This window comes from Geodermatophilus sp. SYSU D00705, from assembly GCF_054050135.1.
Genome location: NZ_JBJGYT010000023.1, coordinates 37,988 through 64,771, shown reverse-complemented (window position 1 = coordinate 64,771; position 26,784 = coordinate 37,988). Strand labels below are relative to the sequence as shown.

Genomic DNA, 26,784 nt, shown 5'->3' with positions numbered 1-26,784 from the left:
AGCTTGAGGCCCTCGCCCCCGTCGACGACCGCGACGGCGGAGTCGTCGGTGGCCACGGCGGTCAGCACGGCGCCCTCACCGGTGCCCGGCGACGGCGTGATGCTGGGCTTGCCCTTGGCGGCGGTGGTCTTCGCCGCTGCCTTCTTGCGAGCGGGGGCCTTGGCCGGGCTGGCCGAGGCGGTACCCGCGGATACCGGTGCGCTGGTCCGGGTGGTCCGAGGGGCGGCGGCAACCGCCCTGGAGCGACCCGGGGTGCTCGCTGCGGCTTCCGGTGCTGGCTGGTCGGCGGGCACTCAGGGTTCCTTCCCGTGCTGGGTGCGTTCCCCGGGGGGCCGTCTGGTCCCCGGGCAGCGGCCTCGGCCGGCGTCCGGAGCGGGAGGGGTCCCAGCAGACCGGGCCCGGGTTTGACCGGTGCGCGGGTGGGGGATGCCTCTCGGCTGGGGAGCGACGGCGCGGGGCTCGTCCATTGTAACGACGCTCCTCGACGAAACCACCGTTGCGGAGCTGCGGGGATCGCTCGCACGGGTGCGACGCCGGGGTGGGAGTGTCCCCACGCTCCGTGGTGCCCCGGCCGCGTGCGCGGACCTGGAGCCGGGCTCACTGCCCGATGCGCTCCTCGGCGGCGAGCGCGGCGCCGACGATGCCGGCGTCGTTGAGCAGCTGGGCGGGGACGACGGGGGTGCGCGTGGACAGCAGCGGCACCCACTTGTGCGCCTTCTTGCTCACCCCGCCGCCGACGATGATGAGGTCCGGCCAGACGCTCGCCTCCAGGACGTCGAGGTAGCGGTCGACCCGCTTGGCCCACTGCGGGTAGCTGAGGTCCTCCCGGTCGCGAGCGGACGCGGAGGCACGCTTCTCGCCGTCCTCGCCGTCGACCTGGATGTGGCCGAACTCCGTGTTGGGCACGAGGACGCCGTCGGTGAACAGGGCGCTGCCGATGCCGGTGCCGAACGTGAGCATCAGCACCACGCCCTTCTTGTCGCGGCCGGCGCCGTAGCGCATCTCGGCGAACCCGGCGGCGTCGGCGTCGTTGAGCGTCTGCACGGTGCCGGGGATCCGGCCGGCCAGGCCCTCGGCCAGATGCGTGCCCAGCCAGCTCTTGTCGACGTTGGCGGCGGTGTGCACGATGCCGTGCTTCATGACGCCGGGGAAGGTCACCCCGATCCGCCCCTCCCAGCCGAAGTGGTCCACGATCTGCGCGACCACGTCGTAGACCGGCTCCGGATGCGAGGGCTGGGGTGTCTCGATGCGCAGCCGCTCGCCCTGGAGCTCGCCCTTGTCCAGGTCGACCAGGCACCCCTTGATCCCGCTACCACCGATGTCCACCCCGAAGCCCAGCACGCGGTCAGGGTAGTGACCGCGTGCCGCGCGCGTCAGGTCCGCTCGGGCAGGATCGGGATCGTGACCGCCTCGCCCGAGCCCGCAGCCCTGCTCGACCTCGCCGTCGCCACGGCCCGGGAGGCCGCCGGCCTGGTCGCCCGCGGTCGCGCCTCGGCCGCCGAGCACGTGGACGTGAAGTCCAGCCCCGTCGACATGGTCACCGCCGTGGACAAGGCCTGCGAGGAGCTGGTCGTGACGCGGCTGCTCGCCGCGCGGCCGGACGACGGGCTGCTCGGCGAGGAGGGCGCCGTGCGCACCGGCAGCAGCGGGGTCCGCTGGATCGTCGACCCGATCGACGGCACGACGAACTTCGTCTACGGGTTGCCGGCGTACGCGGTGTCGATCGCCGCCGAGGTGGACGGGCGGGTGCGGGCCGGGGCGGTGCTCAACGTCGCCACCGGCGAGCTCTACTCGGCGACCGAGGGCGGCGGCGCGCACCTCACGGTGCCGGGCGCCGACCCGGTCGCGCTGGGCGGCAGCCGGCCGGCGTCCCTGGAGCAGGCGCTGGTCGCCACGGGGTTCGGCTACCGCGCCGAGCAGCGCCGGGCGCAGGGCGCGGTGGTGGCTGCGCTGTTGCCGCACGTCCGCGACATCCGCCGGCTCGGGTCGGCCGCGCTCGACCTGTGCACCGTGGCGGCCGGGCGCGTCGACGCCTACTACGAGCTGCACCTCAACCGGTGGGACTTCGCCGCCGGCGCGCTCGTCGCCGCCGAGGCCGGGGTCGTGGTCACCGGCCTGCCGGGCCGCCCGTTCGGCGACCCCCTGGGCATCGCCGTGGCGTCGTCCGTGGCCGAGGAGTTCGTCGCCCTGCTGGACCGGCTGCACGCCGCTTGACGCGGCGGGCTCACCTCAGCAGGCGGCCGCGGCGCTGGAGGCGGTGCGGAGCGCGGCCGCCACCTGCTCGGGGGTGGCGAGGCTGTCGGGGAAGACGAACTCCGGGCCGATCACCAGGTCGACCTGCGCCGTGGCACGGGTGTCGAGGTAGTCGCCGGCGTCCCGGAGGAACAGCCCGAGGTAGGCCGCGGCGTCGGTGCCCCGCGGGCCGTGCCGGACCTCCCCGACGCCGGTCACCTCGCGGTCGGTGGGGTCGTTGGCGACCTCCTCGACGACGAAGCCGCGCCCCTGGAGGTCCGCGGCCACCGACTGCGCCAGCCCGGCGGTGTCGGTCGCGTTGAACACCCGGACCGACACCGTGGTCGGGTCCAGCGACGGGGGAGCGGCCGACGCGGTGGTGCACGCCGCCGCCTGGGCCGCGTCACGGTCCTCCTGGTCCTGGAGGACGTTCCACCACACCGCCAGCGCGGCCAGCGCCAGCACGAGCAGGAAGATCAACGGCGGGATCGGTCGCCGGCCGCTGCGGGGACGCACCGCGGGACGGTCGGTCGGCGGCGCGCTCACGGGCTCTTCTCCCCCTCGGAGGGCTGGCGGGTCGGCGGGAGTCTAGGGCCGGTCCGGGGCCCTAGATCGCACCGTCGTCCAGTGCGGCGCGTCCCCGCTCCACGCACGGGTCGATGCGCTCGGCGTAGCCGGAGGTGTCCTTGCCGGCCATCGCCCCCGCGCGGGACCGGGCGACGATGCCGGCGACGATCGCGGCGAACTTGAAGTAGGCGAACCCGACGTACCAGTTGAGGTCGGTGAGGTCCAGGCCGGTGCGCGACGCGTAGCGCTCGGCGACCTCCGCGCGGCTGGGGAAGCCCGGCAGCGCGGTCACGCTGCTCTGACCGGCGACGCTCTCCTCGCCGGCCTGCGGCCAGTAGACGTGCAGCATGCCGAGGTCGGCCAGCGGGTCGCCCAGGGTCGACATCTCCCAGTCCAGCACCGCGCGGATGCCGCCGGGCCGGTCGGGGTCGAGCAGGCAGTTGTCCAGCCGGAAGTCGCCGTGGACGACGCCGTCCCGCTGCGTCGCCGGCACCGTCTGCGCCAACCGGGCGGCGAGGGCGTCCAGTCCGGGGCGGTCCTGGTCGCGGGTGGCCTCCCACTGCTGCGTCCAGCGGCGCACCTGCCGGGCCATGAACCCCTCGGGTCGGCCGAAGTCGCCGAGGCCCACTGCCTGCGGGTCCACCGAGTGCAGGTCGGCCAGGACGTCGACCAGGCCCTCGCCGATCTGCCGCCGTTGACCGGGCTCGTCGGCGTAGCCGGGCGGGATCTCGTCGACGACGTGCAGGCCGTCCACGCGCTCCATGACGTAGAAGGGCGCACCGAGGACCGCGGTGTCGGTGCACAGGTGCAGCGTCCGCGGCACGGGTACGGGGGTGGGGCCGAGCGCGGTGATGACGCGGTGCTCGCGCGCCATGTCGTGGGCGGTGGCGAGCACGGCCCCCGTCGGCGGCCGCCGGAGGATCACCGACTCCCCGGGAGCGCCGCCGTCCGGGCTCACCACGTAGGTGAGGTTGGACATACCGGCGGCGACGAGGTCGAGGCGCACCGATCGCCAGCGGTCGTCGCCGAGGACGGAGGCCAGGTAGGGCCCGACGACGGCCGGGTCAGCACCCACGGGAGTCGACACGGGCGCAGGGTAACCTCTGGCGCTCCGCGGCCCTCCCGGCCGATCCGGCGCCGATGTGTTCGACCCGTCGTGAGCCGGGCACAAACGGAGACCGCGCGACGTTGGGGGGTCCGCCGACGGACCACCGTCGTCCATCGGACGGCGGCGCGGTCCGCAGCACCCGGCCGGTGCCCGAGCAGCGGGCGCCGGTCTGCAGACCCCCGGTCGCCCCGGCGACCGGCCAGGACGGCGGCGCCCCCGGCACCGCTGTCAGACGATGCGGGCGCCGACGCCCGCGAGAACCCCGGAGGAGGGGCACACCCCATGGCCACCGACTACGACGCCCCGCGCCGCAACGAGGCCGACGAGCTCGGCGAGGACTCGCTCGAGGAGCTCAAGGCGCGGCGAGCCGAGGCGCAGTCCTCGTCGGTCGACGTCGACGAGACGGACTTCAACGAGAACCTCGAGCTCCCCGGCGCGGACCTGTCCAACGAGGAGCTCACCGTCCGCGTCCTTCCCAAGCAGGAGGACGAGTTCACCTGCTCCCGCTGCTTCCTCGTGCAGCACCGCAGCCGGCTGGCCGCCACCCGTGGCGACCAGCTGTTCTGCCGCGACTGCGCCGCCTGAGGAAGGACCCCCGTCCCTCGCAGGCTCGCGACGGACCCTGCAGGGGGCCGGGGAGGGGCAGTCAGGGCACTCGACGGTAGGAGACGCATGACCCAGGACCAGCAGCGCACCGGCGCGGTGCGCGACGTCCCGCCGCCGCGGCCCGTCACGGCGAGCGGCTCCGCCGCGACGCCGGCGGAGGAGAGCCCCCTGGGCCGCGCCGGGCGGGTCCTGGCCGACGCGGTCTCCGGGCTGCTCGGCGGGGCGACGGCCCGGGACGGGGACGCCGCAGCGGCCGGCGACGGACGGCGGTCGGCGTCCTCGACCCTGCGCGACGTCGTCTCCGCGGTCGCGGCCGCCGCCGGCAACCTGGGCGGCCGTGCCGCGCCGTCCGGCGGTGCGACCACCGCGGAGCCGGGGCCGGCGAAGGCACCCGGCGCGATCCTCGGCGACCTGCTCACCGCCGCCGTGCCGAGGTTGCCCATCCGGGACGCCGGGCGACTGCGCCAGGCGTACCCGGGGGCGAGCGACGACGAGATCGCCGACGCCCTGGTCGCCCGGGCAGCCCGGCTGACCGGGGGCGTCGGTGCAGCGACCGGGGGTCTCTCCGCGGCCTCCTGGGTGGCGCCGCCGTCCCTGGTGGCCGTGCCGCTGGGGCTGGGCGCCGAGACGGTGCTCACCGCCGCGGTGGAGGTGGTGCTCATCGGTGAGCTGCACGAGCTGTACGGCCGCCCGGCGCCCGGCGACGCCCGGGCCCGCGCGCTGGCCTACCTGTCCAGCTGGTCGGAGCAGCGGGCCGTCGACGACTCGGTCGTGCCCGGGCTGGGCGTGCTTCTCGGCGGCGCGGGCCTGCGGGCGCTGCGCCACCGCATGACCCGCCGCCTGGCGCGCAGCGTCCCTGCGGCGGCGCCGTTCCTCGTCGGGGCGGCGCTCGGCGGCCGGGGCAACCGCAGGGGCACGGAGGACCTGGCCCGCCGGGTGCTCGCCGACCTGCTGCGTCCCCGCACCTGACGCCGGTCCGGCTCCCGCGCGGTTAGGGTCGCCGACGTGCCCGACCCCGCCGTGCCCCACCCCGTCGTCCTCGAGGTCGAGGTGCCGGTGCGGCTGACCTCCCCGGAGGACACCGTCCCGAGCTACGCCCTGCCCGGGGACGCCGGCGCGGACCTCGCCATCGCCGAGGACCTCGAGCTGGCCCCGTTCCAGCGGGCCCTGGTCGGCACCGGGGTGGCCGTGGCGATCCCCGAGGGCTACGCCGGCTTCGTGCACCCCCGGTCGGGCCTGGCCCACCGGCTGGGCCTGAGCGTGGTCAACGCGCCGGGGACGATCGACGCGGGCTACCGCGGCGAGATCAAGGTCAACCTGGTCAACCTGGACCCCACCACCCCGCTCACCCTCCGCCGCGGCGACCGCGTCGCGCAGCTGGTCGTGCAGCCGGTGGCGCGGGCCCGGTTCGTCCCGGTGGAGCAGCTGCCCGACAGCGCCCGCGGGGCCGGCGGCCACGGCTCCACCGGGGGCCACGGGAGCGCATCGTCGAAGGGACTCAGCTGACATGCCGTTCGGACGGCGACGGAACCGGATCGACCGCAGCCTGCGGGAGCGCGGGGTGCCCCCCGAGCCGCAGCACCGCCCCCGGGAGGTCGAGGCGACCTCGGGGCCGTGGGACGAGGCCGACGCGCCGCAGGACGGCGTGGCCCGCATCGACCTGGGGTCGCTGCGACTGCCCGCGGTGCCCGGCATGGAGCTGCGGGTCGACGTCAACGCCCAGCAGAAGGTGATCGGCGCGACCCTGCGTGCGGGCGAGTCCATGCTGCAGGTGTCGGCGTTCGCCGCGCCGCGCGCCGGCGGCATCTGGGACGACGTCCGGGCAGACCTGGCCCGCAGCGCGTCGGGCCAGGGCGGGTCCCTCCGGGAGGTGGACGGACCGTTCGGCCCCGAGCTGGCCGGCACGATCCTGGTGGCCCAGCCCGCACCGCAGGGGCAGCCGGCGCCGAAGCCGGTGCGCCGGGCGGCCCGGTTCCTCGGCGTCGACGGCCCGCGCTGGTTCCTGCGCGGGCTGCTCAGCGGCCCCGCCGCGGAGACCCCCGAGGCGGCCGCGCAGCTGGAGGAGGCGTTCCGGCGGATCGTCGTCGTCCGGGGCAACGAGCCGATGCCGGTCCGCGAGCAGCTGCCGCTGACGCTGCCCCCGCAGGCCGCGGCGCAGGTGGCCGCCCAGCAGGCGGCCCGGCGGCAGGGCGGCGCCCCGACGCCGCCGGCCCCCGGCGCGTGAGCACCGCGCAGGTCGCCTACGGCCCGCACCCCGACCAGTTCCTCGAGCTGACGCTCCCGGCCGGCTCGGGGCGCGCGCCGGTCGTCGTCGTGCTGCACGGCGGGTTCTGGCGCGCTCCCTACGGCATCGAGCTGGCCCGGCCACTGGCCGCCGACCTCGCCGCGGCCGGCTTCGCCGCGGTCGCGGTGGAGTACCGCCGGGTGGGCGCCGGTGGCGGGTGGCCGGTCACCCTCGAGGACGTCGCCGCCGCCGTCGACGCGCTGGCCGACCTCGCCGACGGCGCGGGCGCCGGCCGGCTGGACCTGGACGACGTCACGGTCGTCGGCCACTCCGCCGGCGGGCACCTCGCCGCGTGGGTGGCCGGGCGGGAGCGGCTGCCCGACGGCGCCCCGGGCGCGCGGCCGCGGGTGCCGGTGCGCGCCGCGGTGCTGCAGGCCGGCGTCCTCGACCTGCAGGTGGCCGCCGCACAGCGGATGGGTGACGGCGCGGTGCAGGGCCTGCTGGGCGCGGAGCCGGACGAGGCCCCCGACCGGTACGCCGTCGCCGACCCGGTGCGGCTGGTGCCGGCCGGCGTGGACCTCCTCTGCGTGCACGGCACGGACGACGAGGACGTCCCGCCGGGGCAGAGCACCCGCTACGCGGCGGCCGCAGCGGCAGCCGGCGTGCCGGTGGAGGTCCGCTGGGTGGACGGCGACCACATGGGGCTGATCGACCCCGACGGCGCGCCGTGGGCACTGGTCCGCACCTGGCTGCGGGAGCGCGCCGCGCCCGCGCGCGACGGATCTACGCTGGGACCGTGACGGAGACCCGTTCGGGCGGTTGGCTGGCGCGCACCCTGCAGCGCCTGACCGCCGACGACCAGACCATCGACGCCGAACGGCTGCGCGAGGGTGCGGTGAGCGCCGGCTGCGAGGCGGTCAGCGCCTGCCGCAAGGGCGAGGTGGTCACCGTGACCGGCCGGCTCAAGTCCGTCGTCTACACCCCGCGCGAGACCGTGCCGACCCTCGAGGCCGAGCTCTTCGACGGCTCCGGGTCGGTGACGCTCGTCTGGCTCGGCCGGCGGCGGATCCCGGGCATCGAGCCCGGGCGCACGCTCAGCGCCCACGGCCGGTTCGCCTCGTTCGACGGCCGGCAGGTCATCTACAACCCCCGGTACGAGCTGAGCGCCGGGTGACGGCTGCGCCCGAGGGGGAGGGGCGTCCCGGGCCGGGCGAGCCCGGCGGTCACCCTGCGGCGGGTGCACCGGCCGAGCCCGGCGCCGTCGCGTTCGACCGGCACCTGGTGCTGGAGCAGCTCGGTGGCTGGCGCGGCATGGTCGACGCCTCGCTGCCCACGATCGCCTTCATCGTCGGGAACTCCGTCGGCGAGCTGCGGGCCGGGATCTGGGCGGCGGTCGGCGCCGCCGTCCTGGTCTTCGCGCTGCGGCTGGTGCGCCGCGAGAGCATCCAGCAGGCCGTGAGCGGCCTGTTCGGGGTCGCCATCGCCGTGGGCATCGCCGCGGTCTCCGGTCAGGCGCGCGACTTCTTCGTGCCGGGGCTGATCCGCAACGTGGCCCTCGGTGTGGTGCTGGTCGGCTCGATCGCCGTGCGCTGGCCGCTGGTCGGCGTCCTCGCGGAGTTCCTCGCGCCGAGCCACCTCGGGGCGATGGCCTCGCACTCCCTGCCGGGGCTGCGGCAGCGGATCGGCCGGGTCAGCGCCACCCTGCACCACCGGCCGCCGCCGGACCCCGGGACCGGTGCCCGGCCGGCCGACCCCGAGCCGGAGCGGCACTGGCGGGAGGACCCGCGCATGGTGCGCGCCTACTCCTGGCTGACGCTGCTGTGGGGGGCGACGTTCCTGGCGCGGGCCGTCGTCCAGTACGTGCTCTACCGGGCCGACGAGGTGGAGCTGCTCGGCACCGCGTCCCTGGTGCTCGGCCTGCCGGTCACCGCCGTGGAGGTCGTCGTGACCCTGTGGGTCGTGGCCAGGCTGCACCGGCACCGCGCGGTGCCGGAGGGCCCGGGGGAGGCCGATTCGGAGCGGCCGGCCGCCTGAGCGTCAGCCGGCGCGGGCGGGGGAGAGCACCTCCTGCAGCTGCTCCTCGACGTCGGCGTGGGTGACGAACAGCAGCTCGTCGCCGGCCTCCAGCGGCTCGTCGGGGCTCGGGGTGATCACCCGTTCGCCGCGCAGGATCGCGGTGAGCACGGTCTCGCGCGGCAGCGGCACCTCGCGCAGCGCCTTGCCCACCCACGGGGTGTCCTCGGCGAGGGTGATCTCCACCAGGTTGGCCGCGCCCTTGCGGAAGCTCATCAGCCGGACGACGTCGCCGACGGTCACCGCCTCCTCGACCAGCGCCGCCAGCACCCGCGGGGTGGAGACGGCGACGTCGACGCCCCAGGCCTCGGTGTAGAGCCACTCGTTGCGGGGGTCCTTGACGCGGGCGACCACCCGGTTGACCGCGAACTCGGTCTTGGCCAGCAGCGACACGACGAGGTTGGCCTTGTCGTCGCCGGTGGCGGCCACCACGACGTCGCAGGTGGCCAGCTGGGCCTCCTCGAGCGAGGACACCTCGCAGGCGTCGGCCTGCACCCACTCGGCGCCCGGCACCGACCGGGTGCGGACCTTGCGGCCGTCCTTCTCGATGAGCATGACGGCGTGGCCGTTGTTGAGCAGCTCGCCGGCGATGGACCGGCCGACGGCGCCGGCACCGACGATGGCGACCCGCATCAGGACTCCCCTCCCTGGGGACCGCGGTCCACGACCTCGTGCACCCGCGGGATGATCGCGTCGGTCGCGGCCACGATGAGCTGGTCGCCGTCCTGCAGGACCGTCGCCGTCGTGGGCAGCTGGGCCTCGCCGAAGCGGACCAGCCAGGCGGCGCGCGCACCGGACCGGGCCTCGAGCTCGGAGAGCTTCCGGCCGACCCAGCCCTCGGTCACGGTGACCCGGATGAGCAGCACCTGACCGGTGGGCTCCCGCCACAGCTCGCTGACCTTGACCGACAGCAGCTCCCGCAGCAGCCGGTTCACCGTCCAGGGGACGGTGGCCACGCTCGGGATGCCCATCCGCTCGTAGACCTCGGCGCGCTTGGAGTCGTAGATGCGCGCGACGACGTGCTGGACACCGAAGGTCTCGCGGGCCACCCGGGCGCTGATGATGTTGGAGTTGTCGCCGCTGCTCACCGCGGCGAAGGCGCCGGCGGAGTCGATGCCGGCGTCCAGGAGGGTCTGGCGGTCGAAGCCCAGGCCGGTCACCTGCCGGCCGGCGAAGTCCGGCCCGAGCCGGCGGAACGCCTCCGGGTCCTGGTCGATGACCGCCACGCTGTGGCCGATCTCCTCGAGCCGGCGGGCGATGGCCGACCCGACGCGGCCGCAGCCCATCACGACCACGTGCACTGGTGAACTCTCCGCTCGACGGTCCAGGGCGCCGGCGCCGACCGCCGGCGCTGCCCGGGCGCGAAGCTACACCCGGGCACGGCGGGGGAGCGCTACAACTCACCCTCCCGGCGGGGGCGCGGGGGATCCGGGCGTCCGTACCATCGCCGCCGTGCCATCCCTGTCCGACCTCGGACAACTCCCGAAACGGCTGGTCCTGGGTCGTCCGGTGCGCAGCGACCGCGCCGGCGAGTCCCTGCTGCCCAAGCGCCTCGCGCTACCCATCTTCGCCAGCGACCCGCTCTCCTCCGTGGCCTACGCCACCCAGGAGATCCTCATCGTCCTGACGCTGGCCGGCACCGCGTTCCTGTTCCTCGCGCCGTGGCTGGCGATCGGTGTCGTGCTGCTGCTGGCCACGGTCGTGCTCTCCTACCGGCAGGTGGTGCGGGCCTACCCCTCCGGCGGCGGCGACTACGAGGTGGCGTTCAAGAACCACGGCCAGTTCGCCGGGCTCACCGTGGCCAGTGCACTGCTCGTGGACTACGTGCTCACCGTCGCGGTGTCGGTCGCGGCGGGCACCGACAACATCATCTCGGCGTTCCCGGCCCTCAACGAGCACCGCGTGCTCATCGCCGTGGGCCTGGTGACGCTGCTGGCCGCGGCCAACCTCCGCGGCCTGCGGGAGTCCGGCCGCACCTTCGCCGTCCCCACCTACCTGTTCATCACCGGGATCCTGGTGATGGTCGCCACCGGCCTCGTCCGGGACCTGTTCACCGACTCGCCGGTGGTCGCAGAGACCGCCGGGTTCACGGTGACGCCCGAGCCGGGCTACGGACAGCTCGGCGGGCTGGCGCTGCTGTTCTTCGCGCTGCGCGCCTTCGCCTCCGGGTGCACCGCCCTGACCGGCGTCGAGGCGATCGCCAACGGCGTGCCCGCGTTCAAGCCGCCGAAGAGCAGGAACGCCGCCACGACGCTGGCGCTGATGGGGGGCATCGCCGCGACCATGTTCGCGGGGGTGACCGCCCTGGCCCTCGCAGCCGACGTGAAGTACGTCGAGCACCCCTGCGACCTCGAGGGCTTCGCGAACTGCGAGACCGAGCCGCAGCGCACGGTCATCGCGCAGCTCGCCGCGGCGACCTTCGGCGGGGACACCTCGGTCGGGTTCTTCTACATCCAGGCGGCCACCGCGCTGGTCCTCATCCTGGCCGCCAACACCGCCTTCAACGGCTTCCCGCTGCTGGGCTCGGTACTGGCGCAGGACCGGTTCCTGCCCCGCCAGTTGCACACCCGCGGCGACAAGCTGGTCTACAGCAACGGCATCCTGCTGCTCGCGGGCTTCGCGGCGCTGCTGATCGTCGCCTTCGGCGCCGACGTCAACCGGCTCATCCAGATGTACATCGTCGGCGTCTTCACCAGCTTCTCGATCGGCCAGTGGGGGATGGTCCGGCACTGGAACCGCGAGCTGCGCTCGACGGAGGAGGCCGACGCCCGGCGCCGGATCCGCCGCTCGCAGGCGATCAACGCCGTCGGCGGCTCCCTGACCAGCGTCGTCCTGGTGATCATCGTCGTCACCAAGTTCACCCGCGGCGCGTGGCTGGTCCTGCTGGTGATGCCGGTGCTGTTCCTGCTGATGAAGGCGATCGACCGGCACTACTCGCACGTCGCGGAGCAGCTGGTGCCCGACACCGACTCCCGGACGCTGCCCAGCAAGGTGCACGCCATCGTGCTGGTCTCCAAGGTGCACAAGCCGACGCTGCGGGCGCTGGCCTTCGCCCGGGCCACCCGCCCGGACGTGCTGACCGCCCTCACCGTCAACGTCGACGACGCCGAGACGCGGGCGCTGCAGGCGCAGTGGGAGCGCTACGACGTCCCGGTGCCGCTCACCGTGCTGGAGTCGCCGTACCGCGAGATCACCCGGCCGGTCCTCGACTTCGTCAAGGGCATCCGCCGGGACAGCCCGCGCGAGCTCGTGGTGGTCTTCGTGCCGCAGTACGTGGTGGGGCACTGGTGGGAGAACGTGCTGCACAACCAGAGCGCGCTGCGGCTGCGCGCCCGGCTGCAGTTCATGCCGGGCGTCATGATCACGACCGTGCCGTGGCAGCTGGAGAGCTCGGTCGGCCGGGACGACGACAACGGGCGCGGTGGTCCCGCGCCCGGTGACCTGCGCCGCGGGCTGGCCACCGAGGAGCCGGAGGCGACCCCATATGGCTGAGCGACTGGCGATGACGAGACCCGCAGGCGACTGCTGTGGCTGAGCGACTGGCGATGACGAGACCCGCAGGCGACTGCTGTGGCTGAGCGCCGGCGGGGTCCCGGCCGGCGTGGCCAGCGGCCCGGCCGCGCCGACCGGCCCGAGCGCGCCGACCGCGGCGGCGGCTGGACCGGCCGGGAGTTCGAGGTCGTCGTCGGCCCGGTGGCGCACGGCGGGCACTGCGTGGCCCGGCACGAGGGGCGCGTCGTGTTCGTCCGGCACACGCTGCCCGGGGAGCGGGTCGTCGTCCGGGTGACCGAGGACCGCCACCCCGGCTTCTGCCGCGCCGACGCGGTCGAGGTGCTCGAGGCCTCGCCCGAGCGGGTGGAGCGGCCGTGCCCGTACAGCGGCCCCGGCCGGTGCGGCGGCTGCGACTGGCAGCACGTGACGCCGGCCGAGCAGCACCGGCTCAAGGCCGCGGTCGTCCGCGAGCAACTGGCCCGGCTGGCCGGCCTGGACGTCGACGTGGTCGTGGAGGAGCTCCCCGGCGGTCCACTGCGCTGGCGCTCGCGGGCTCGCTTCGCCGTCGACCGTTCAGGGACGCCGGGGCTGCGCCGGCACCGGTCGCACGACGTGGTGCCGCTCGCCGACTGCCCGATCACCGTCGAGCCCGCCGCCCGCGCGGTCCTCGACCGCCGCTGGCCCGGCGCCGGGGCGGTGGACGTCGCCGTCGACGGCACCGGAACGGTGACCACCACCCGGCTGGACCGGCAGGGCCGCCCGCAGACGACCCGCGTGCTGCGCCCGGGGGAGGAGGTCCACGCCGAGCCGGCCGGCCGCGCCGCGCGCACCGCCGCCGGGCGGGACTGGGAGGTCGAGGGGACCGGCTTCTGGCAGGTGCACCCCGCGGCCGCCGACGCCCTCGTGGCCGCCGTCGAGGCGTTCGCCGCCGTCGTGCCGGGGGAGACGGTGCTCGACCTCTATGCCGGGGCCGGGCTCTTCGGCGGGGCGCTGGCTCCGGCCGTCGGCTCGGGCGGCCGGGTGGTGTGCGTCGAGGCAGACCCGGCGGCGTGCGCCGCCGCCGAGGCCAACCTCGCACACCTGCCGCAGACCGAGGTCTGGCAGGGAGAGATCGACGCCGAGGGCCTGGAGGAACTGCTCACCGAGCTGGAGACGCCACCGGACGTCGTCGTGCTGGACCCGCCCCGCGCCGGCGCCGGCGCCGCGGTCAGCCGGGTGCTGGCCGGTGCCGGCCCGCGGGCGGTGGTCTACGTCGCCTGCGACCCGGCGTCCCTCGCCCGTGACGTCGCCGTCCTCGGGACGGCGGGGTACCGGCTGGAGGCCGTCCGCGGGTTCGACGCCTTCCCGATGACCGCACACGTGGAGTGCGTCGCCCTGCTGGTCCCCGCCTCGGCTCCCGCGTAGGCGGGCGAGGCCCCCCGTTGGTGTGCACCCGGTTCGGGGATCCGCGGCGTCCCGGGTTGGGGATCGCGACCCGGGCGCGATCCGGCCATCGTGGGTGCATGTCGTCGTGGGGATGGGTGCTGTTGGCGTGGCCGCTGCCGGCCTCGCTGTTCGCCGTGCTGGTCGGCCGGGGGCTGGCGGTCGCCGACCGTCACGAGGCGGGGCGCCAGCGCCTGTGGTGGGAGTGCGACGCCCGGTGCGGGCACGGCCCGTCGAGCCCCCAGCACGCGTTGTCGTACGACAGCGCATCCCGGCCGGGGTCCGCGGTCGCCTGAGCGGTCCGCTCAGAGCGCACAGCCGCTCCCGGAGGCGATGGGGCCGGCCGTCACGGGGCGGCCCGGGCCGGCGTCGACGATCACCGTGCGCACGCCGGTGAGGCGGCCCATGCAGGAGTCGGCGGACGACGAGCCGCCGTCCCGGCCGTCCACCCAGACGTCCAGCCAGGTCGACGCCGACGACGGGTAGCCCGTGTGGCAGGCGCCGTTCTGCGGGGCGGCACCGTCGCCGCAGGTGTCCTCGACGATGAGGTAGCGGCTCAGCGCCGGCACGTAGAAGCGGGTGCCCGCGGGCCAGTCGAGGGTGTCCTGGCCGCCGGCCTTCGAGTGCCCCACCGCGACGGTGATCGGGTCCTCGTAGGTGCCGGTGCCGCCGGCCTGCCGGTGGACGATCGGGTGGGAGATGCTCGGGCTGCCGGCCGGGGTGTTGTCGAAGTACGAGTAGCCGGTCATGTAGGCCTGGATCTCGCGCTCGCCGGCACCGGCCGCCGCGGGGGCGGGAGCCGGGGCCGCGGCGGGCTTCGGCGCGGGCGCCGGGGTGGACCGGCTCGTGGCGGGTGCGGGGGCCGCTGCGCTCGCCACCGGGGCCGGCGCCGCGGACGACGCCACGCGGGACGCCGCGGACGACGCCACGCGGGACGCCGCGGACGACGCCCCGCGGGACGCCGCGGTGGTCGGGGCCGCGGTGGGAGCCGGGGCGTCCGTCGTGGGCGCGGGGGTCTCCGACGGCGCCGCGGGGGTGGTCGCCGGTGCGGAGGTGGACGTCGTGGCGGCGGCGGAGGTCGACGTCCGCGAGGCCTGGCCGATGCCGCTGTCCACGGTGGCGGGGGTCGCGGTCTCGACGGCGCTGACCTCCTGCGCCGCGGCGTCCGTCCGGTCGTCGAGCACGAGGGCGCCGCTGCCGGCGACGATCCCCGCGATCGCCAGGCCCCCGATGACCGTGGCGGCGCGCGAGCGTCGGGGGCGGGCGAGGTCGGACGGCGTCCGGCGGTTGGCGGGCATGCGGGGACAGCTCCCTGGGTGGGTCGGGCGACGGCGGGGTGTGGGTCGGGCCGACCCGGCCGCTGAACCCCAACACGGAATGGAGTTGGTCCAGCGCTGTCCGTCACGTTAGCTGGATCGGGTGGGTGACGGAAGGGTCCGGTGCCAGATCACTCCCGGCACCGGTCCGCGGGGCGGGCCGGAGACGGTCGGTTACCGTTGCTCCCCGTGACCACCTGGGAGTACGCCTCGGTCATCACGGCCAACGACGCGGAGTCCCAGCGGGCAGGGGTGAGCGTGAAGCTCCCCGGTGGCTCGCTGGAGCGGCAGAGCGGGGACACGAGCTCCGTGCTGAACCGGCTCGGCAGTGAGGGGTGGGAGCTGGTCAGCTACCACTCCAGTGGTGCCGGCACCTGGGGGTTCGAGCAGTTCTGGCTCAAGCGCCCGACGTCGGCCTGAGTCCGGGCGCGGTCCCGCGCGCGCCGATCGAACGGGTGTTCGATCCACGGGGCAGAATGGTGCGGTGGACGCGACGCTGCCGCCGGGCTGGCCGGACGCCGTGCGCCCGCCCGGTGCACCCGACTGGGAGCAGAGCGCGGTCGCCTGGCTGTTCGACCTCGTGCCGCCCGACTACCGCGCCCACGAGGTGCTGCGCCGCTACCCGGTGCTGCTCGCCCGCTTCGCCTCCGACCACGTGCGCGCCGGCCTGGAGGCCGCGCGGGCGGGGTGGCGCACGGTGCGGGTCGAGCTGGCCGACGAGCTGCCCGCCGACGCGATGACCGCGGCGATCACCGCCTACGAGCGCGAGGGCACCCGCCTGGCAGCGGCCGCGCGCGGCGTGGAGGTGGTGGCCGGGGCGCTCCGCGGGGAGCGCTGGGTGCCCCGGTTGTGAGCGGACAGGGGCGTGAGCATCGCAGCGAGGGACGAGCGAGGAGCGGAGCGCCCCGCGGGAGCGCACCAAGGGTGTTGTGAGCGGACAGGGGCATGAGCATCGCAGCGAGGGACGAGCGAGGAGCGGAGCGCCCCGCGCGAGCGGACCCAGGGTGTTGGAAGCCTCGCTCCAGCCCCCGCTCTCGACCGGAAGAGCGCAGGGAACGCGGCTACAGTTGGTCGGCGGCCGTTGCCGAGCCGTGCACCTGCCGCCGTCAGAGAGGACACCTCCTACTCGTGTCGCTCCTGCGATCGCTCCGCAGCCCCGCCGACCTGAAGGCGCTGCCCGCCGATCAGCTCCCCGCGCTCGCCGCCGAGATCCGCGACGCCCTCGTCACCAGCGTGGCCCGCACCGGCGGTCACCTGGGCCCCAACCTGGGTGCGGTCGAGCTGACCATCGCCCTGCACCGGGTCTTCGACTCCCCGCACGAGCCGATCGTCTTCGACACCGGGCACCAGAGCTACGTGCACAAGATGCTCACCGGCCGGGTGGAGGGCTTCGAGCGGCTGCGCCAGCGCGGCGGCCTCTCCGGGTACCCGAGCCGTGCCGAGAGCGAGCACGACTGGGTCGAGAACAGCCACGCCTCCACCTCGCTGTCCTACGCCGACGGGCTGGCCAAGGCCTTCGCCGTCCGGGGGCAGAGGCGGCCGGTCGTCGCCGTCATCGGGGACGGCGCGCTGACCGGGGGCATGGCCTGGGAGGCGCTGAACAACATCGCCGCCGCCCACGACCGGCCGGTGGTCATCGTGGTCAACGACAACGGCCGCTCGTACTCGCCGACCATCGGCGGCGTCGCGGACGCGCTGGCCACCCTGCGGCTGCGGCCCGGCTACGAGCAGGCGCTGCTGCAGGTCCGCCAGGCGCTGCACCGCGCGCCCGTCCTCGGCTCGGCCCTCTACGACGCGCTGCACGCGATCAAGAAGGGCCTCAAGGACGTCCTCTCGCCGCAGGGCATGTTCGAGGACCTCGGCCTGAAGTACGTCGGCCCCGTCGACGGTCACGACGTCGAGGTGATGGAGTCCGCGCTGCGCCGCGCCCGTTCCTTCGGCGGCCCCGTGATCGTGCACGCGGTCACCACCAAGGGCTTCGGCTACCCGCCGGCCGAGACCGACCAGATCGACGCCTGGCACGCCACCGGTGTGTTCGACCCCGACAGCGGGGCCAGCGCCGCGGCGGCCCGCGACTGGACGGCGGCGTTCTCCGACGAGCTGGTGCGCATCGGCGCCGAGCGCTCCGACGTCGTGGCGATCACCGCGGCGATGCTGCACCCGACCGGGCTGGCCGCGTTCGCCGAGCGTTTCCCCGACCGGACCTTCGACGTCGGCATCGCCGAGCAGCACGCGCTGACCTCGGCCGCGGGCCTGGCGATGGGCGGCCTGCACCCGGTGGTCGCCGTCTACTCGACGTTCCTCAACCGCGCCTTCGACCAGCTGCTCATGGACGTCGCGCTGCACCGCCAGCCGGTCACCGTCGTCCTGGACCGGGCCGGGGTCACCGGCACCGACGGCGCCTCCCACAACGGCATGTGGGACATGTCGATCCTCTCCGTCGTCCCCGGCCTGCGGCTGGCCGCGCCGCGGGACGAGCCGACCCTGCGGGAGGCGCTGCGCGAGGCGGTCGCCGTGACCGACGGGCCCACCGTCGTCCGGTTCCCGAAGGGGGCGCCTCCGGTCGAGCTGCCGGCGCTGGAGCGACGCGGGCCGGTCGACGTCCTGCGCAGCGGGGCGCGGGAGGAGGTGCTGCTGGTCGCCGTCGGGTCGATGGTGCCGATGTGCCTGGCCGCGGCCGAGCGGGCGGCCGACCACGGCATCGAGGTCACCGTCGTCGACCCGCGCTGGGTGCTGCCGGTCGCGCCGGAGCTGGTCGAGCTGGCCGCCGCGCACCGGCTGGTCGTGACCGTCGAGGACGGCGGCCGCGCCGGCGGGGTCGGCACCACGCTGACCCAGGCGCTGCAGGACCGCGGCTACGACGTGCCGGTGCGCGCCCTCGGCCTGCCGCAGCAGTTCCTGGAGCACGGCAGCCGCGGCCAGGTGCTCGCCGACGTCGGCCTGACCGAGCAGGACGTCGCCCGCCGGATCGTCGAGTGGGCCGCGGTGGTCGCCGAGCGCGCGGAGGGGCGCGTGTCGGAGGTCGTCGAGGAGCGGCCGTGAGCGTGATCGCCGAGATACAGGTGGCGCCCTCGCCCCCGGGCACGGCGGAGGACCCCCACGCCCACGTGGAGGCGGCGATCGCGGTCATCCAGGCCTCGGGGCTGCGGTACGAGGTCGGCGCCCTCGGGACGACGCTGGAGGGCGAGGCCGACGAGGTGTGGGCCACGCTGCGCGCCGCGCACGAGGCGATGCTGGCGGCCGGCGCGACCGGCGGGCTGTCGCACATCAAGGTCGCCTCGGTGCGGCGGACGATGGACAGCCTCACCGCCAAGTTCCGCTGAGCCTGCCCCCGCGGGCTCCCCGTGCAGGGCAGGCGCGGCACACTGGACGCAGCGTCCCGCTGTGACGTCGTGATCGGCCTGCTGCCGCAGGGCGCCGTGGTCCACATCCGGTGCACGGTGCGTGCCGAGCCGGTCCCGGACCCGACGGGGACCTTCGGCAGCGACCTGTGGAACGACACGAGCCACGGCGGGTCCGTCGCCGACATCGCGCTCGCCACGGGCAGCGACGACGCGACCATGCCGCCCTGCTGAGCCGGGTGCACCGCGGTGGTCCGGGGAGGACCACCGCGGTGCCGCCCGTCAGGCGGGGAGGGAGGCCACCCCACGGGGCAGGAAGCGCCTGCCGGTGACCGCCTCGGAGACGCCGGTGCGGTCCAGGTACGCGGAGATGCCGCCCAGCCAGAACGGCCACCCGGCGCCGAGCAGCATGCACAGGTCGATGTCCTGCACCGCCTGCACGACACCCTCGTCGAGCATCAGCCCGATCTCCCGCGCCAGCGCCCGCTCCGCGTTGGCCCGCAGCTGCTCGGCGGTCAGCGGCGAGTCCCCGGAGTCGATGCTGGCGAGGTCGGGGTCGACCACGCCGGGGGCCGAGAACACCGACGCCTTGCCCAGCTCGACCATGCGCCGCAGCCCCTCGCCGACGGCGAAGCGGTCGGGGTACGCCTCGTGCATCCGCTCGGCCACGTGCAGCGCCACCGGCGGGCCGACCAGCGAGAGCAGCTCGAACGGCGTCATGGGCAGGCCCAGCGGGTCCAGCGCCCGCTCCGCGACGGCGACCGGGGTGCCGGCGTCCACGGCGGCGGTGACCTCGCCGAGGAAGCGGGTCAGCAGCCGGTTGACGACGAACGCCGGGGCGTCGGCGACCAGCACGCACGACTTGCCCAGCGCCTTGCCGACGGCGAACGCGGTCGCCAGCGTGGCGTCGTCGGTCCGCTCGGCGCGCACCACCTCCAGCAGCGGCAGCACCGCCACCGGGTTGAAGAAGTGCAGACCGACGACGCGTTCGGGGTGCTCGAGCTTCGAGGCCATCTCGGTCACCGACAGCGCCGACGTGTTGGTGGCCAGCACGCACTCCGGCGAGACGACGGCCTCCACCTCGGCGAAGACCTGCTGCTTGACCGACAGCTCCTCGAACACCGCCTCGACGACGAGGTCGGCGTCGGCGAAGACGTCCTTGGACAGCGAGCCGGTGACCAGCCCGCGGAGCCGGTTGAGCGCGTCCGGCGACAGGCGGCCGCGGGAGGCCAGCTCCTCCAGCTGCGCGTGGACCCAGCCGACACCCTTGTCGACCCGAGCCTGGTCGACGTCGGTCAGCACGACGGGCACCTGCAGCCGCCGCACGAACAGCAGCGCCAGCTGGGAGGCCATGAGCCCGGCGCCGACGACGCCGACCTTGGTGATCGTGCGGGCCAGCTTCCGGTCCGGGGCGCCGGCCGGGCGCTTGGCCCGCCGGTTGACCAGGTCGAAGGAGTAGAGGCCGGCCCGCAGCTCGTCGCTCATGAGCAGGTCGGTCAGGGCGTCGTCCTCGGCGGCGGTCCCGGCCGGAAAGGCGTCGCCCTCGACGCCGGCCCGGGCCAGGTCGAGCAGCTCCACGGCCCGCAGCGCGCCCGGGGAGGCGTTGCGGGTGCGGCCGGCGACGATAGCGCGGGCCCGGGCGATCGCGTCGTCCCACGCTGCCCGGTCGACCGCGGGACGGGACACGGGGACGTCGCCGCCCAGCACGCCGGCCGCCCACTCCAGTGAGCGCTCCAGGAAGTCGGCCGGCTCGAACACCGCGTCGGCGATGCCCAGGCGGGCGGCGGCCGGGCCGGGCGTCGTCCTGTTCTGCGCCAGGGCGTTCTCGACGATCACCGTGACCGCCGGGTCGATGCCGATCAGGTTCGGCAGCAACTGCGTGCCGCCCCAGCCGGGCACCAGGCCGAGGAAGACCTCGGGGAAGGCGACGACGGCGGTCGTGGCGATCGTCCGGTGGTGGCAGTGCAGCGCCAGCTCCAGGCCGCCGCCCATGGCCGCGCCGTTGACGAAGGCGAACGTCGGTACCGCCGACTCCTTGAGCCGGCGGAACACCCGGTGGCCGGTCTCGGCGATCTCGCGGGCGTCGTCGGCCGAGGCGATCGACGGGACGCCGGAGAGGTCTGCGCCGACGGCGAAGACGAACGGCTTGCCGGTGACGGCGATCGCGGCCGGGGGAGGGGAGTGGGCGGCGATCTCGTCGAGGGCGGCGTCCAGCGAGGCGAGCCCCGCCGGACCGAAGGTGGACGGGCGGGTGTGGTCGTGCCCGTTGTCCAGGGTGATCAGCGCGACCTCGCCGGCGACGCCCGGCACGGCCAGGTACCGGACCCGCGCGGCGGTGACGACCTCGTCCTCGAACACGGCGCTCATGCCGCGGCCCCTTCCCAGTTCGGGTTCTCCCAGATCACGGTGCCGCCCATGCCGAGACCGATGCACATCGCGGTGAGGCCGTAGCGGACGTCGGGCCGCTCGGCGAACTGGCGCGACAGCTGGGTCATCAGCCGCACGCCCGAGGAGGCCAGCGGGTGGCCGACGGCGATGGCGCCGCCCCACGGGTTGACCCGCTCGTCGTCGTCGGCGATGCCGAAGTGGTCCAGGAACGCGAGCACCTGGACGGCGAAGGCCTCGTTGAGCTCGAACAGGCCGATGTCCTCGATCGACAGGCCGGTGCGGGCCAGCGCCTTCTCGGTGGAGGGCACCGGACCCACGCCCATCACCTCGGGCTCGACGCCGGCGAAGCCGTAGCCGACCAGCCGCATGCCGATGGTCAGGCCCAGCTCGCGGGCGACCTCCTCGGCGGCGAGCAGGCAGCCGGTGGCGCCGTCGTTGAGGCCCGCCGCGTTGCCGGCGGTCACGTGCCCGTGCGGGCGGAACGGCGTCTTGAGGGCGGCCAGGCCGTCGAGGGTGGTGCTCGGGCGCGGAGGCTCGTCCACCGTGGCCAGACCCCAGCCCTGCTCGGCCGAGCGGGTCGCGACCGGGACCAGCTCGGGGCCGATCTGCCCGTTGGCCACGGCCTTGGCGTACCGCTGCTGGCTGGCCAGGGCGAACGCGTCGGCGCGCTCCTTGGTCAGGTGCGGGAAGCGGTCGTGCAGGTTCTCGGCCGTGGAGCCCATCACCAGCGCGGAGCCGTCGACGATCTTCTCGCTGAAGAACCGCGGGTTCGGGTCGGCGCCCTCGCCCATGGGGTGGCGGCCCATGTGCTCGACCCCGCCGGCGATGGCGACGTCGTAGGCGCCGAAGGCGATGCCGGACGCGGTGGTGGTGACGGCGGTCATCGCGCCGGCGCACATGCGGTCGATGGCGTAGCCGGGGACGCTCGTCGGCAGCCCGGCCAGCAGCGCGGCGGTGCGGCCGATGGTCAGCCCCTGGTCGCCGATCTGGGTGGTGGCGGCGATGGCGACCTCGTCGACCCGGTCGGCCGGCAGCGACGGGTTGCGCCGCAGCAGCTCGCGGATGCAGCGCACGACGAGGTCGTCGGCGCGCGTCTCGGCGTAGATGCCCTTCGGGCCGGCCTTGCCGAAGGGGGTGCGCACGCCGTCGACGAAGACGACCTCACGCAGCGAGCGGGACATGGGACCTCCGCAGCAGGGACACCGGCCGGTGACCACCGGCCGCCCTCAAGTTACCCGCTGGTAACCGCCGTGGCCAAGAAGGGCGAGATCCGCACGCCGGCGGCCGTCACGGGGTCGGAGACCGCCGGTGGGCAGACCGCGCGACGAGAGGTGGAGCGGCTCAGGCGCGGGTGACCGCGTCGGTCAGCAGGTCGCCGGTGAGCTCGATCTGCCACTCGCGGGCGCCGCCGGCGCGCAGGGCCGCGGCCACCGACCCGGTGTCGCGCTGCTCCGGCGGGCTCCACATGAGCCGCCGGACGAGGTCGGGGGAGAGCAGGTTCTCCACCGGCACGCTGTGCTTCGCCGACAGCTCGGCCAGCCCGGCGCGGGCCACCTGCAGGCGGGCGGCGGCGGCCGGGTCCCGGTCGGCCCAGCGGTTGACCGGCGGCGGGCCGTCGCCGGGCTTGCTGTGCAGCGGCAGCTCGGCGTCCGGCAGCTCGCGGCCGCGGGCCAGCGCGCCGAACCAGGTGCCCACCAGCTTGCGGTTGGCGCGGCCCCGGAAGACCGGCAGCTCCAGCAGCGCCGCCTCCGACCGCGGGTCGGCCTGGACGGCGGAGACCATCGCGGCGTCGGGCAGCACCCGGCCCGGGGCGACGTCGCGGCGGCGGGCCAGGTCGTCGCGTGCCTGCCACAGCGAGCGCAGCATGCCCAGCTGCCGCCGGTTGCGCAGGCCGTGCACGCCGGAGGTGCGCCGCCACGGATCGGCCTTCGGTGCCGGGGGGCCCGCGGCGAGGATCGCCTCGAACTCCTGGCGCGCCCACTCGGTCTTGCCCTGCTCCTGGAGGACCTCGGCCAGCGCGTCCCGCAGGTCGACCAGCACCTCGACGTCCAGGGCGGCGTAGACCAGCCACTCCTCGGGCAGCGGCCGGGTGCTCCAGTCGGCGGCCGAGTGACCCTTCTGCAGCGAGAACCCGAGCAGCGACTCGACGACCGCGCCCAGGCCCACCCGCGGCAGCCCGGCCAGGCGGGCGGCCAGCTCGGTGTCGAAGACGCGCGCGGGCACCAGACCGATCTCGGCCAGGCAGGGGAGGTCCTGGTTGGCGGCGTGCAGCACCCACTCGGCGTCCGCGATCGCCTCCTGGATCACCGAGAGGTCGGGGAGGGGGACCGGGTCGACCAGGCCGGTGCCGGCGCCGGCCCGGCGCAGCTGGACGAGGTAGGCCCGCTGGCCGTAGCGGTACCCGGAGGCCCGCTCGGCGTCCACGGCGACGGGGCCGGTGCCGCCGCGCAGCGCGTCGGCGTACTCGACCAGCGCGGTCGAGGTCTCGATGACCGGGGGCAGGCCCTCGCGCGGGGCGAGCAGCGGGATCGCCGGGGGAGCGGTCTGCTCCTCGTCCGGCTCCGGGATGGGCTCGGTGCTCAGCGCTCGTCCACCTTCTCGCCCGTGTCGTCAGCGTGTGCAGCACCGGCAGCGCGCAGCTCCGCGGAACGGGACCGCAGGGGCCGGGGGAGTGGGCAACCGGCGCGGGGGCGCCGAACGCCCCCTCGGGACACCGATGTTAGAGAGTCCCGCCGCCGGAGGGGCCGGAGGGACCCAGCAGCCGGACGCCGGGGGGCGGTAGCCCGGCCGCGGTGCCCAGCACCTCCAGCCAGGCCAGCAGGTGGCGGTCCAGGGCGCTGTCCTCGGCGGTCCAGGAGGCGCGGATCTCGACGTCCACCGAGTGCTCGGGCCCGGCCAGCTCGCCGAAGCGGGTGGAGGCGGTGCGGGTGACCGTGCCGCCGACGGCGTGGTGCGTGGCGCCGGCCTCGGCGAGGGCGTCGGTGAGCCAGCTCCACGCGACCTCGGAGAACATCGCGTCGTCGACCATGTGCTCGTCGGTGGCCGCCGAGAGGTAGCCGACGCAGCGGGTGGTGCCGGCCCACGACTCGTGGCCGGCCGGGTCGTGCAGCACGATGAACCGGCCGGTGGCGACCTCGACCTCGTCCTCGCCGTCCGGCTCGGTGACCAGCGCACCCACCGCGTGGGCGTAGGGCGCCAGCCGCTGCGGGGCGGGGATGGTCTCCAGCGTGATCTCCGGCCGGGTGGTCACGCCGGCCAGCGCCTCCAGGGCAGCCCGGAACTCCGGGGGGACGTCGCCGGTCCGGTCGCCCGCGCCGGGCCCGGCACCGGCCAGGCTGGAAGGCTCCACGTTCGCAGGGTAGGGCGCCGACCGGCCCCGCGCGGCCGACGCGCCGCACCGTTCTGGGAGGATCGACGGTCGTGACCACCCCCGGCTCCTCCCTCCCCGCCGACTCCGACCTCGTGCGGGCCGCGCGCGGCCTGCCGGTGAGCCGGACCCCGGTGTGGTTCATGCGCCAGGCCGGCCGCTCGCTGCCGGAGTACCGCGCGCTGCGGGCCGGCACGGCGATGCTCGAGGCCTGCCAGGACCCCGACCTGGTCACCGAGATCACCCTGCAGCCGGTCCGCCGGCACGGGGTGGACGCCGCGATCCTCTTCTCCGACATCGTGCTGCCCCTGGTGGTGGCCGGCGTGGACATCGAGATCAAGCCCGGCGTCGGGCCGGTCGTGGCCCAGCCGGTGCGCACCGTCGCCGACGTCGACGCGCTGCCGCCGCTGGAGCCCGAGCGGCTGGCCTTCCTCGAGACGGCGGTGCGCCGGCTGGTCGCCGAGCTCGGCCCGACGCCGCTGATCGGCTTCGCGGGCGCGCCGTTCACCCTCGCCACCTACCTGATCGAGGGCGGCCCGTCGAAGGAGCACGCCCGCACCAAGGCGTTCATGTACGCCGAGCCCGAGGCGTGGACCCGGCTGCTGGACCGGCTGGCGGTCTCGGCGGCGACGTTCCTGCGCGCCCAGGTCGACGCCGGCGCCTCGGCGGTCCAGCTGTTCGACTCGTGGGCCGGGGTGCTGTCGGCGGCCGACTACGCCGAGCGGGTGCTGCCGCACTCGCGGGCGGTGTTCGACGGGCTGGGCGACCGGGACGTGCCGCGCATCCACTTCGGCGTCGGCACCGGCGAGCTGCTGCCGCTCATCGGGGACGCCGGCGCCGACGTCGTGGGCGTCGACTGGCGGGTGCCCCTGGACGAGGCGGCGCGCCGGGTGGGGCCGCAGCGGTCGCTGCAGGGCAACCTCGACCCCGCCGTCCTGCTCGCGGACCGGGCGACCGTCGACCGCGAGGTGCGCCGGGTCGTCGAGCAGGGCCGCGCCGCCCGCGGGCACGTGTTCAACCTGGGCCACGGCGTCCTGCCGGACACCGACCCGGGCGTCCTCACCCACGTCGCCGAGCTGGTCCACGAGCTGTCGGCCAGATGAGCCGCCTGGTCGTCGTGGGGGCCGGGATCACCGGCCTGGCCGCGGCGTTCGAGTGGCGCCGGCGGCGTCCGGACGACGAGATCGTGGTCCTCGAGGCCGGGGACCGGGTCGGCGGGAAGCTCGGCCGGGTCGAGCTGGCCGGGCACTGGTACGACACCGGACCCGAGGCGATGCTCGCCCGGGTGCCCGAGGCCGTGGAGCTGGTGGAGCGGCTCGGGCTGGCCGACCGGCTGGTCCGCCCCGCCACCACGCAGGCGTCGGTCGTGCTCCCCGACGGCCGGCACCGGCTGCCGGCCGGCACCGTGCTCGGCGTCCCCGCCTCGGCCGAGGGCCTCGACGGCATCCTGACCCCGGACGGCGTGGCCCGGGTGGCGGCGGAGGCGCAGCTGCCGCCGCTCACCCTGGACGGCGACGTCGCCGTCGGCACCCTCCTGCGGGAGCGGCTCGGCGACGAGGTGGTCGACCGGCTGGTCGAGCCGCTGCTCGGCGGCGTCTACGCGGGGCGCGCCGACGAGCTGTCGCTGACCGCGACCATGCCCGCGCTGGCGGCGCACCTGCCGCGGGCCGGGTCCGTGCTCGGCGCGGCGGCCGCCGCCCGCGACGCCGGCGCCCGCAGCCGCTTCGACGCCGACGCGCCGGTGTTCGTGACCGTGTCCGACGGCATCGGCGGGCTGCCCGACGCGCTGGTGGCGGCGTCCGGCGCCGGCGTCCGGCTGGGCACGCCCGCGCACGCGCTGACCCGGACCCCGACCGGCTTCGAGCTCTCGATCGGCCCGGCCGCCGCCCCGCAGACGCTGACGGCCGACGCCGTCCTCGTCACCGCGCCGGCGCCCAAGGCGGCGCGGCTGCTGGCCCGGGTGGCGCCGGACGCGGTCGAGCCGCTGCAGGGGATCCCGTACGCGTCGATGGCCGTCGTCGCGATGGCCTTCCCCGCGCAGCAGGTCGCGGCCGGCTCCGGGCTGCTGGTGCCCCCGGTGACCGGCCGGCTGGTCAAGGGCGTCACCGTGTCGTCGGCCAAGTGGCCGCACCTGACCGGCGAGCACCTGCTGGTGCGTTCGTCGGTCGGCCGGTTCCGCGACGAGTCGCAGCTGCAGCGGTCCGACGACGACCTCGCCGCCGCCGTGGTCGCCGACGTCGCCGACCTGCTGGAGCTGTCCCGGCCGGAGCCGGTGGCGACGCGGGTGGTGCGCTGGGGCGGCGGGCTGCCGCAGTACCTGGTCGGTCACCAGGAGCGGGTCGACGCCGTGCGGACGGCGGTCAGCGCGGTGCCGGGCCTGGCGATCGCGGGTGCGGCGTTCCGCGGGGTGGGCGTCCCCGCCTGCATCCGCGACGCCTACCACGCCCTCGACGCGCTGTCCTGATCCGTGGCCGGGGCCACCCTGGCCGCGGGCATCACCACGGGGCGGCCGTTGTTGAGCTCGGGGTGAGGACACCGCACCACCCGACCCGACCCGAGACCCGGACCACGACCCGCTGCCTGCGCCACCGCGTCTGGATGGCCGCCTGTCTGGACTGCCGCGCGGCGCACAGCGCGACCGTCCGCGA

28 protein-coding genes and 1 pseudogene are annotated in these 26,784 nt (G+C 75.7%); 18 read left to right on the top strand and 11 right to left on the bottom strand.

What is annotated here, in order from left to right; translation table 11 throughout:
* Both ACI78Q_RS17105 and ppgK read right to left on the bottom strand, forming a co-directional pair.
* A pseudogene (locus tag ACI78Q_RS17105) lies at window positions 1-293 on the bottom strand (RNA polymerase sigma factor); the annotation flags it as partial.
* Between the two features lie 304 nt (window positions 294-597).
* Window positions 598-1,341, bottom strand: coding sequence for a polyphosphate--glucose phosphotransferase (ppgK, locus tag ACI78Q_RS17100; protein WP_456924609.1), 744 nt, complete (start codon window positions 1,339-1,341; stop codon window positions 598-600).
* Between the two features lie 60 nt (window positions 1,342-1,401).
* Here ppgK and ACI78Q_RS17095 point away from each other — a divergent pair, with 60 nt between their 5' ends.
* Window positions 1,402-2,214 (top strand): inositol monophosphatase family protein, encoded by an 813-nt coding sequence (locus ACI78Q_RS17095; RefSeq protein WP_456924608.1) that lies wholly within the window; start codon window positions 1,402-1,404, stop codon window positions 2,212-2,214.
* A 15-nt stretch (window positions 2,215-2,229) separates the two neighbouring features.
* Here the strand turns inward: ACI78Q_RS17095 and ACI78Q_RS17090 are convergent, their stop codons facing one another.
* Together ACI78Q_RS17090 and ACI78Q_RS17085 are read right to left on the bottom strand one after the other, a co-directional pair.
* Window positions 2,230-2,778 carry a LytR C-terminal domain-containing protein gene (locus tag ACI78Q_RS17090; protein ID WP_456924607.1) on the bottom strand — a complete coding sequence of 183 codons (549 nt, stop codon included), beginning with the start codon at window positions 2,776-2,778 and terminating at the stop codon, window positions 2,230-2,232.
* A gap of 61 nt (window positions 2,779-2,839) precedes the next feature.
* Window positions 2,840-3,886 carry a phosphotransferase family protein gene (locus ACI78Q_RS17085; RefSeq protein ID WP_456924606.1) on the bottom strand — a complete coding sequence of 349 codons (1,047 nt, stop codon included), beginning with the start codon at window positions 3,884-3,886 and terminating at the stop codon, window positions 2,840-2,842.
* A 303-nt stretch (window positions 3,887-4,189) separates the two neighbouring features.
* Between ACI78Q_RS17085 and ACI78Q_RS17080 the strand changes: the two genes are divergently transcribed.
* From ACI78Q_RS17080 to ACI78Q_RS17050, 7 genes are all read left to right on the top strand, one after another.
* A complete protein-coding gene (locus tag ACI78Q_RS17080; protein ID WP_097206154.1) occupies window positions 4,190-4,492 on the top strand; it encodes a DUF4193 domain-containing protein in 303 nt (100 codons plus the stop codon).
* 87 nt (window positions 4,493-4,579) lie between these two features.
* Window positions 4,580-5,482 carry a hypothetical protein gene (locus ACI78Q_RS17075; RefSeq protein WP_456924605.1) on the top strand — a complete coding sequence of 301 codons (903 nt, stop codon included), beginning with the start codon at window positions 4,580-4,582 and terminating at the stop codon, window positions 5,480-5,482.
* A gap of 36 nt (window positions 5,483-5,518) precedes the next feature.
* The gene (gene dut / locus ACI78Q_RS17070; protein ID WP_456924604.1) at window positions 5,519-6,019 is read left to right on the top strand and encodes a dUTP diphosphatase; all 501 of its coding nucleotides are present in this window, start codon (window positions 5,519-5,521) and stop codon (window positions 6,017-6,019) included.
* Window positions 6,020-6,074: 55 nt separating this feature from the next.
* Window positions 6,075-6,737 (top strand): DUF3710 domain-containing protein, encoded by a 663-nt coding sequence (locus tag ACI78Q_RS17065; protein ID WP_456924603.1) that lies wholly within the window; start codon window positions 6,075-6,077, stop codon window positions 6,735-6,737.
* A complete protein-coding gene (locus ACI78Q_RS17060) occupies window positions 6,734-7,537 on the top strand; it encodes an alpha/beta hydrolase family protein (protein ID WP_456924602.1) in 804 nt (267 codons plus the stop codon). The genes ACI78Q_RS17065 and ACI78Q_RS17060 overlap by 4 nt, the downstream gene beginning before the upstream one ends.
* The gene (locus ACI78Q_RS17055; RefSeq protein WP_456924601.1) at window positions 7,534-7,911 is read left to right on the top strand and encodes an OB-fold nucleic acid binding domain-containing protein; all 378 of its coding nucleotides are present in this window, start codon (window positions 7,534-7,536) and stop codon (window positions 7,909-7,911) included. Before ACI78Q_RS17060 ends, ACI78Q_RS17055 begins: the two co-directional genes overlap by 4 nt.
* On the top strand, window positions 7,908-8,771 hold the full coding sequence (locus ACI78Q_RS17050) for a DUF3159 domain-containing protein (RefSeq protein ID WP_456924600.1): 864 nt from the start codon (window positions 7,908-7,910) through the stop codon (window positions 8,769-8,771). The genes ACI78Q_RS17055 and ACI78Q_RS17050 overlap by 4 nt, the downstream gene beginning before the upstream one ends.
* A 3-nt stretch (window positions 8,772-8,774) precedes the next feature.
* On the opposite strand, the gene ACI78Q_RS17045 is transcribed toward ACI78Q_RS17050, so the two are convergent.
* A complete protein-coding gene (locus tag ACI78Q_RS17045; protein ID WP_456924599.1) occupies window positions 8,775-9,443 on the bottom strand; it encodes a potassium channel family protein in 669 nt (222 codons plus the stop codon).
* Window positions 9,443-10,111, bottom strand: a complete 669-nt coding sequence (locus ACI78Q_RS17040; protein ID WP_456924598.1) for a potassium channel family protein — start codon at window positions 10,109-10,111, stop codon at window positions 9,443-9,445. Before ACI78Q_RS17040 ends, ACI78Q_RS17045 begins: the two co-directional genes overlap by 1 nt.
* A gap of 151 nt (window positions 10,112-10,262) precedes the next feature.
* On the opposite strand from ACI78Q_RS17040, the gene ACI78Q_RS17035 reads away from it, so the two are divergent.
* From ACI78Q_RS17035 to ACI78Q_RS17025, 3 genes are all read left to right on the top strand, one after another.
* A complete protein-coding gene (locus ACI78Q_RS17035) occupies window positions 10,263-12,302 on the top strand; it encodes an APC family permease (protein ID WP_456924597.1) in 2,040 nt (679 codons plus the stop codon).
* A gap of 78 nt (window positions 12,303-12,380) precedes the next feature.
* Window positions 12,381-13,706, top strand: coding sequence for a class I SAM-dependent RNA methyltransferase (locus ACI78Q_RS17030; RefSeq protein WP_456924596.1), 1,326 nt, complete (start codon window positions 12,381-12,383; stop codon window positions 13,704-13,706).
* 98 nt (window positions 13,707-13,804) lie between these two features.
* A complete protein-coding gene (locus tag ACI78Q_RS17025; RefSeq protein ID WP_456924595.1) occupies window positions 13,805-14,020 on the top strand; it encodes a hypothetical protein in 216 nt (71 codons plus the stop codon).
* Window positions 14,021-14,029: 9 nt separating this feature from the next.
* Here ACI78Q_RS17025 and ACI78Q_RS17020 read toward each other — a convergent pair whose 3' ends face one another.
* Complete coding sequence (locus tag ACI78Q_RS17020; RefSeq protein ID WP_456924594.1) at window positions 14,030-15,022, bottom strand: hypothetical protein; 993 nt, start codon at window positions 15,020-15,022, stop codon at window positions 14,030-14,032.
* A 207-nt stretch (window positions 15,023-15,229) separates the two neighbouring features.
* Here ACI78Q_RS17020 and ACI78Q_RS17015 point away from each other — a divergent pair, with 207 nt between their 5' ends.
* The 5 genes from ACI78Q_RS17015 (at window position 15,230) to ACI78Q_RS16995 (ending at window position 18,615) form a co-directional block, all read left to right on the top strand.
* On the top strand, window positions 15,230-15,460 hold the full coding sequence (locus tag ACI78Q_RS17015; protein ID WP_456850979.1) for a DUF4177 domain-containing protein: 231 nt from the start codon (window positions 15,230-15,232) through the stop codon (window positions 15,458-15,460).
* A gap of 64 nt (window positions 15,461-15,524) precedes the next feature.
* Window positions 15,525-15,893 carry a hypothetical protein gene (locus tag ACI78Q_RS17010; protein ID WP_456924593.1) on the top strand — a complete coding sequence of 123 codons (369 nt, stop codon included), beginning with the start codon at window positions 15,525-15,527 and terminating at the stop codon, window positions 15,891-15,893.
* A gap of 275 nt (window positions 15,894-16,168) precedes the next feature.
* Window positions 16,169-18,082 (top strand): 1-deoxy-D-xylulose-5-phosphate synthase, encoded by a 1,914-nt coding sequence (gene dxs, locus ACI78Q_RS17005; RefSeq protein WP_456924592.1) that lies wholly within the window; start codon window positions 16,169-16,171, stop codon window positions 18,080-18,082.
* A complete protein-coding gene (locus ACI78Q_RS17000; protein WP_456924591.1) occupies window positions 18,079-18,363 on the top strand; it encodes a thiamine-binding protein in 285 nt (94 codons plus the stop codon). Before dxs ends, ACI78Q_RS17000 begins: the two co-directional genes overlap by 4 nt.
* Window positions 18,364-18,432: 69 nt before the next feature.
* Window positions 18,433-18,615, top strand: a complete 183-nt coding sequence (locus ACI78Q_RS16995; RefSeq protein ID WP_456924590.1) for a hypothetical protein — start codon at window positions 18,433-18,435, stop codon at window positions 18,613-18,615.
* Between the two features lie 48 nt (window positions 18,616-18,663).
* On the opposite strand, the gene ACI78Q_RS16990 is transcribed toward ACI78Q_RS16995, so the two are convergent.
* The 4 genes from ACI78Q_RS16990 to ACI78Q_RS16975 all read right to left on the bottom strand — a co-directional run bounded on the left by ACI78Q_RS16990 (window position 18,664) and on the right by ACI78Q_RS16975 (window position 24,118).
* Window positions 18,664-20,748 (bottom strand): 3-hydroxyacyl-CoA dehydrogenase NAD-binding domain-containing protein, encoded by a 2,085-nt coding sequence (locus ACI78Q_RS16990; protein WP_456924589.1) that lies wholly within the window; start codon window positions 20,746-20,748, stop codon window positions 18,664-18,666.
* Window positions 20,745-21,950, bottom strand: a complete 1,206-nt coding sequence (locus ACI78Q_RS16985) for a thiolase family protein (protein ID WP_456924588.1) — start codon at window positions 21,948-21,950, stop codon at window positions 20,745-20,747. The genes ACI78Q_RS16990 and ACI78Q_RS16985 overlap by 4 nt, the downstream gene beginning before the upstream one ends.
* Before the next feature lie 160 nt (window positions 21,951-22,110).
* Window positions 22,111-23,337 carry an HRDC domain-containing protein gene (locus ACI78Q_RS16980; RefSeq protein WP_456924611.1) on the bottom strand — a complete coding sequence of 409 codons (1,227 nt, stop codon included), beginning with the start codon at window positions 23,335-23,337 and terminating at the stop codon, window positions 22,111-22,113.
* A 151-nt stretch (window positions 23,338-23,488) separates the two neighbouring features.
* On the bottom strand, window positions 23,489-24,118 hold the full coding sequence (locus ACI78Q_RS16975) for a DUF3000 domain-containing protein (RefSeq protein ID WP_456924587.1): 630 nt from the start codon (window positions 24,116-24,118) through the stop codon (window positions 23,489-23,491).
* Between the two features lie 71 nt (window positions 24,119-24,189).
* Here ACI78Q_RS16975 and hemE point away from each other — a divergent pair, with 71 nt between their 5' ends.
* Window positions 24,190-25,239, top strand: a complete 1,050-nt coding sequence (gene hemE / locus ACI78Q_RS16970; RefSeq protein WP_456924586.1) for a uroporphyrinogen decarboxylase — start codon at window positions 24,190-24,192, stop codon at window positions 25,237-25,239.
* Window positions 25,236-26,600, top strand: a complete 1,365-nt coding sequence (gene hemG, locus ACI78Q_RS16965) for a protoporphyrinogen oxidase (protein ID WP_456924585.1) — start codon at window positions 25,236-25,238, stop codon at window positions 26,598-26,600. The genes hemE and hemG overlap by 4 nt, the downstream gene beginning before the upstream one ends.
* Window positions 26,601-26,784: the final 184 nt, after the last annotated feature.

Bases quoted from the DNA above. Each gene is read 5' to 3' on its own strand.
- ACI78Q_RS16990 (WP_456924589.1), bottom strand. From the start codon at position 20,748: ATGAGCGCCGTGTTCGAGGACGAGGTCGTCACCGCCGCGCGGGTCCGG.
- ACI78Q_RS17020 (WP_456924594.1), bottom strand. From the start codon at position 15,022: ATGCCCGCCAACCGCCGGACGCCGTCCGACCTCGCCCGCCCCCGACGC.
- ACI78Q_RS17075 (WP_456924605.1), top strand. From the start codon at position 4,580: ATGACCCAGGACCAGCAGCGCACCGGCGCGGTGCGCGACGTCCCGCCG.
- ACI78Q_RS17045 (WP_456924599.1), bottom strand. From the start codon at position 9,443: ATGCGGGTCGCCATCGTCGGTGCCGGCGCCGTCGGCCGGTCCATCGCC.
- hemG (WP_456924585.1), top strand. From the start codon at position 25,236: ATGAGCCGCCTGGTCGTCGTGGGGGCCGGGATCACCGGCCTGGCCGCG.
- ACI78Q_RS16985 (WP_456924588.1), bottom strand. From the start codon at position 21,950: ATGTCCCGCTCGCTGCGTGAGGTCGTCTTCGTCGACGGCGTGCGCACC.
- ACI78Q_RS17080 (WP_097206154.1), top strand. From the start codon at position 4,190: ATGGCCACCGACTACGACGCCCCGCGCCGCAACGAGGCCGACGAGCTC.
- ACI78Q_RS17025 (WP_456924595.1), top strand. From the start codon at position 13,805: ATGTCGTCGTGGGGATGGGTGCTGTTGGCGTGGCCGCTGCCGGCCTCG.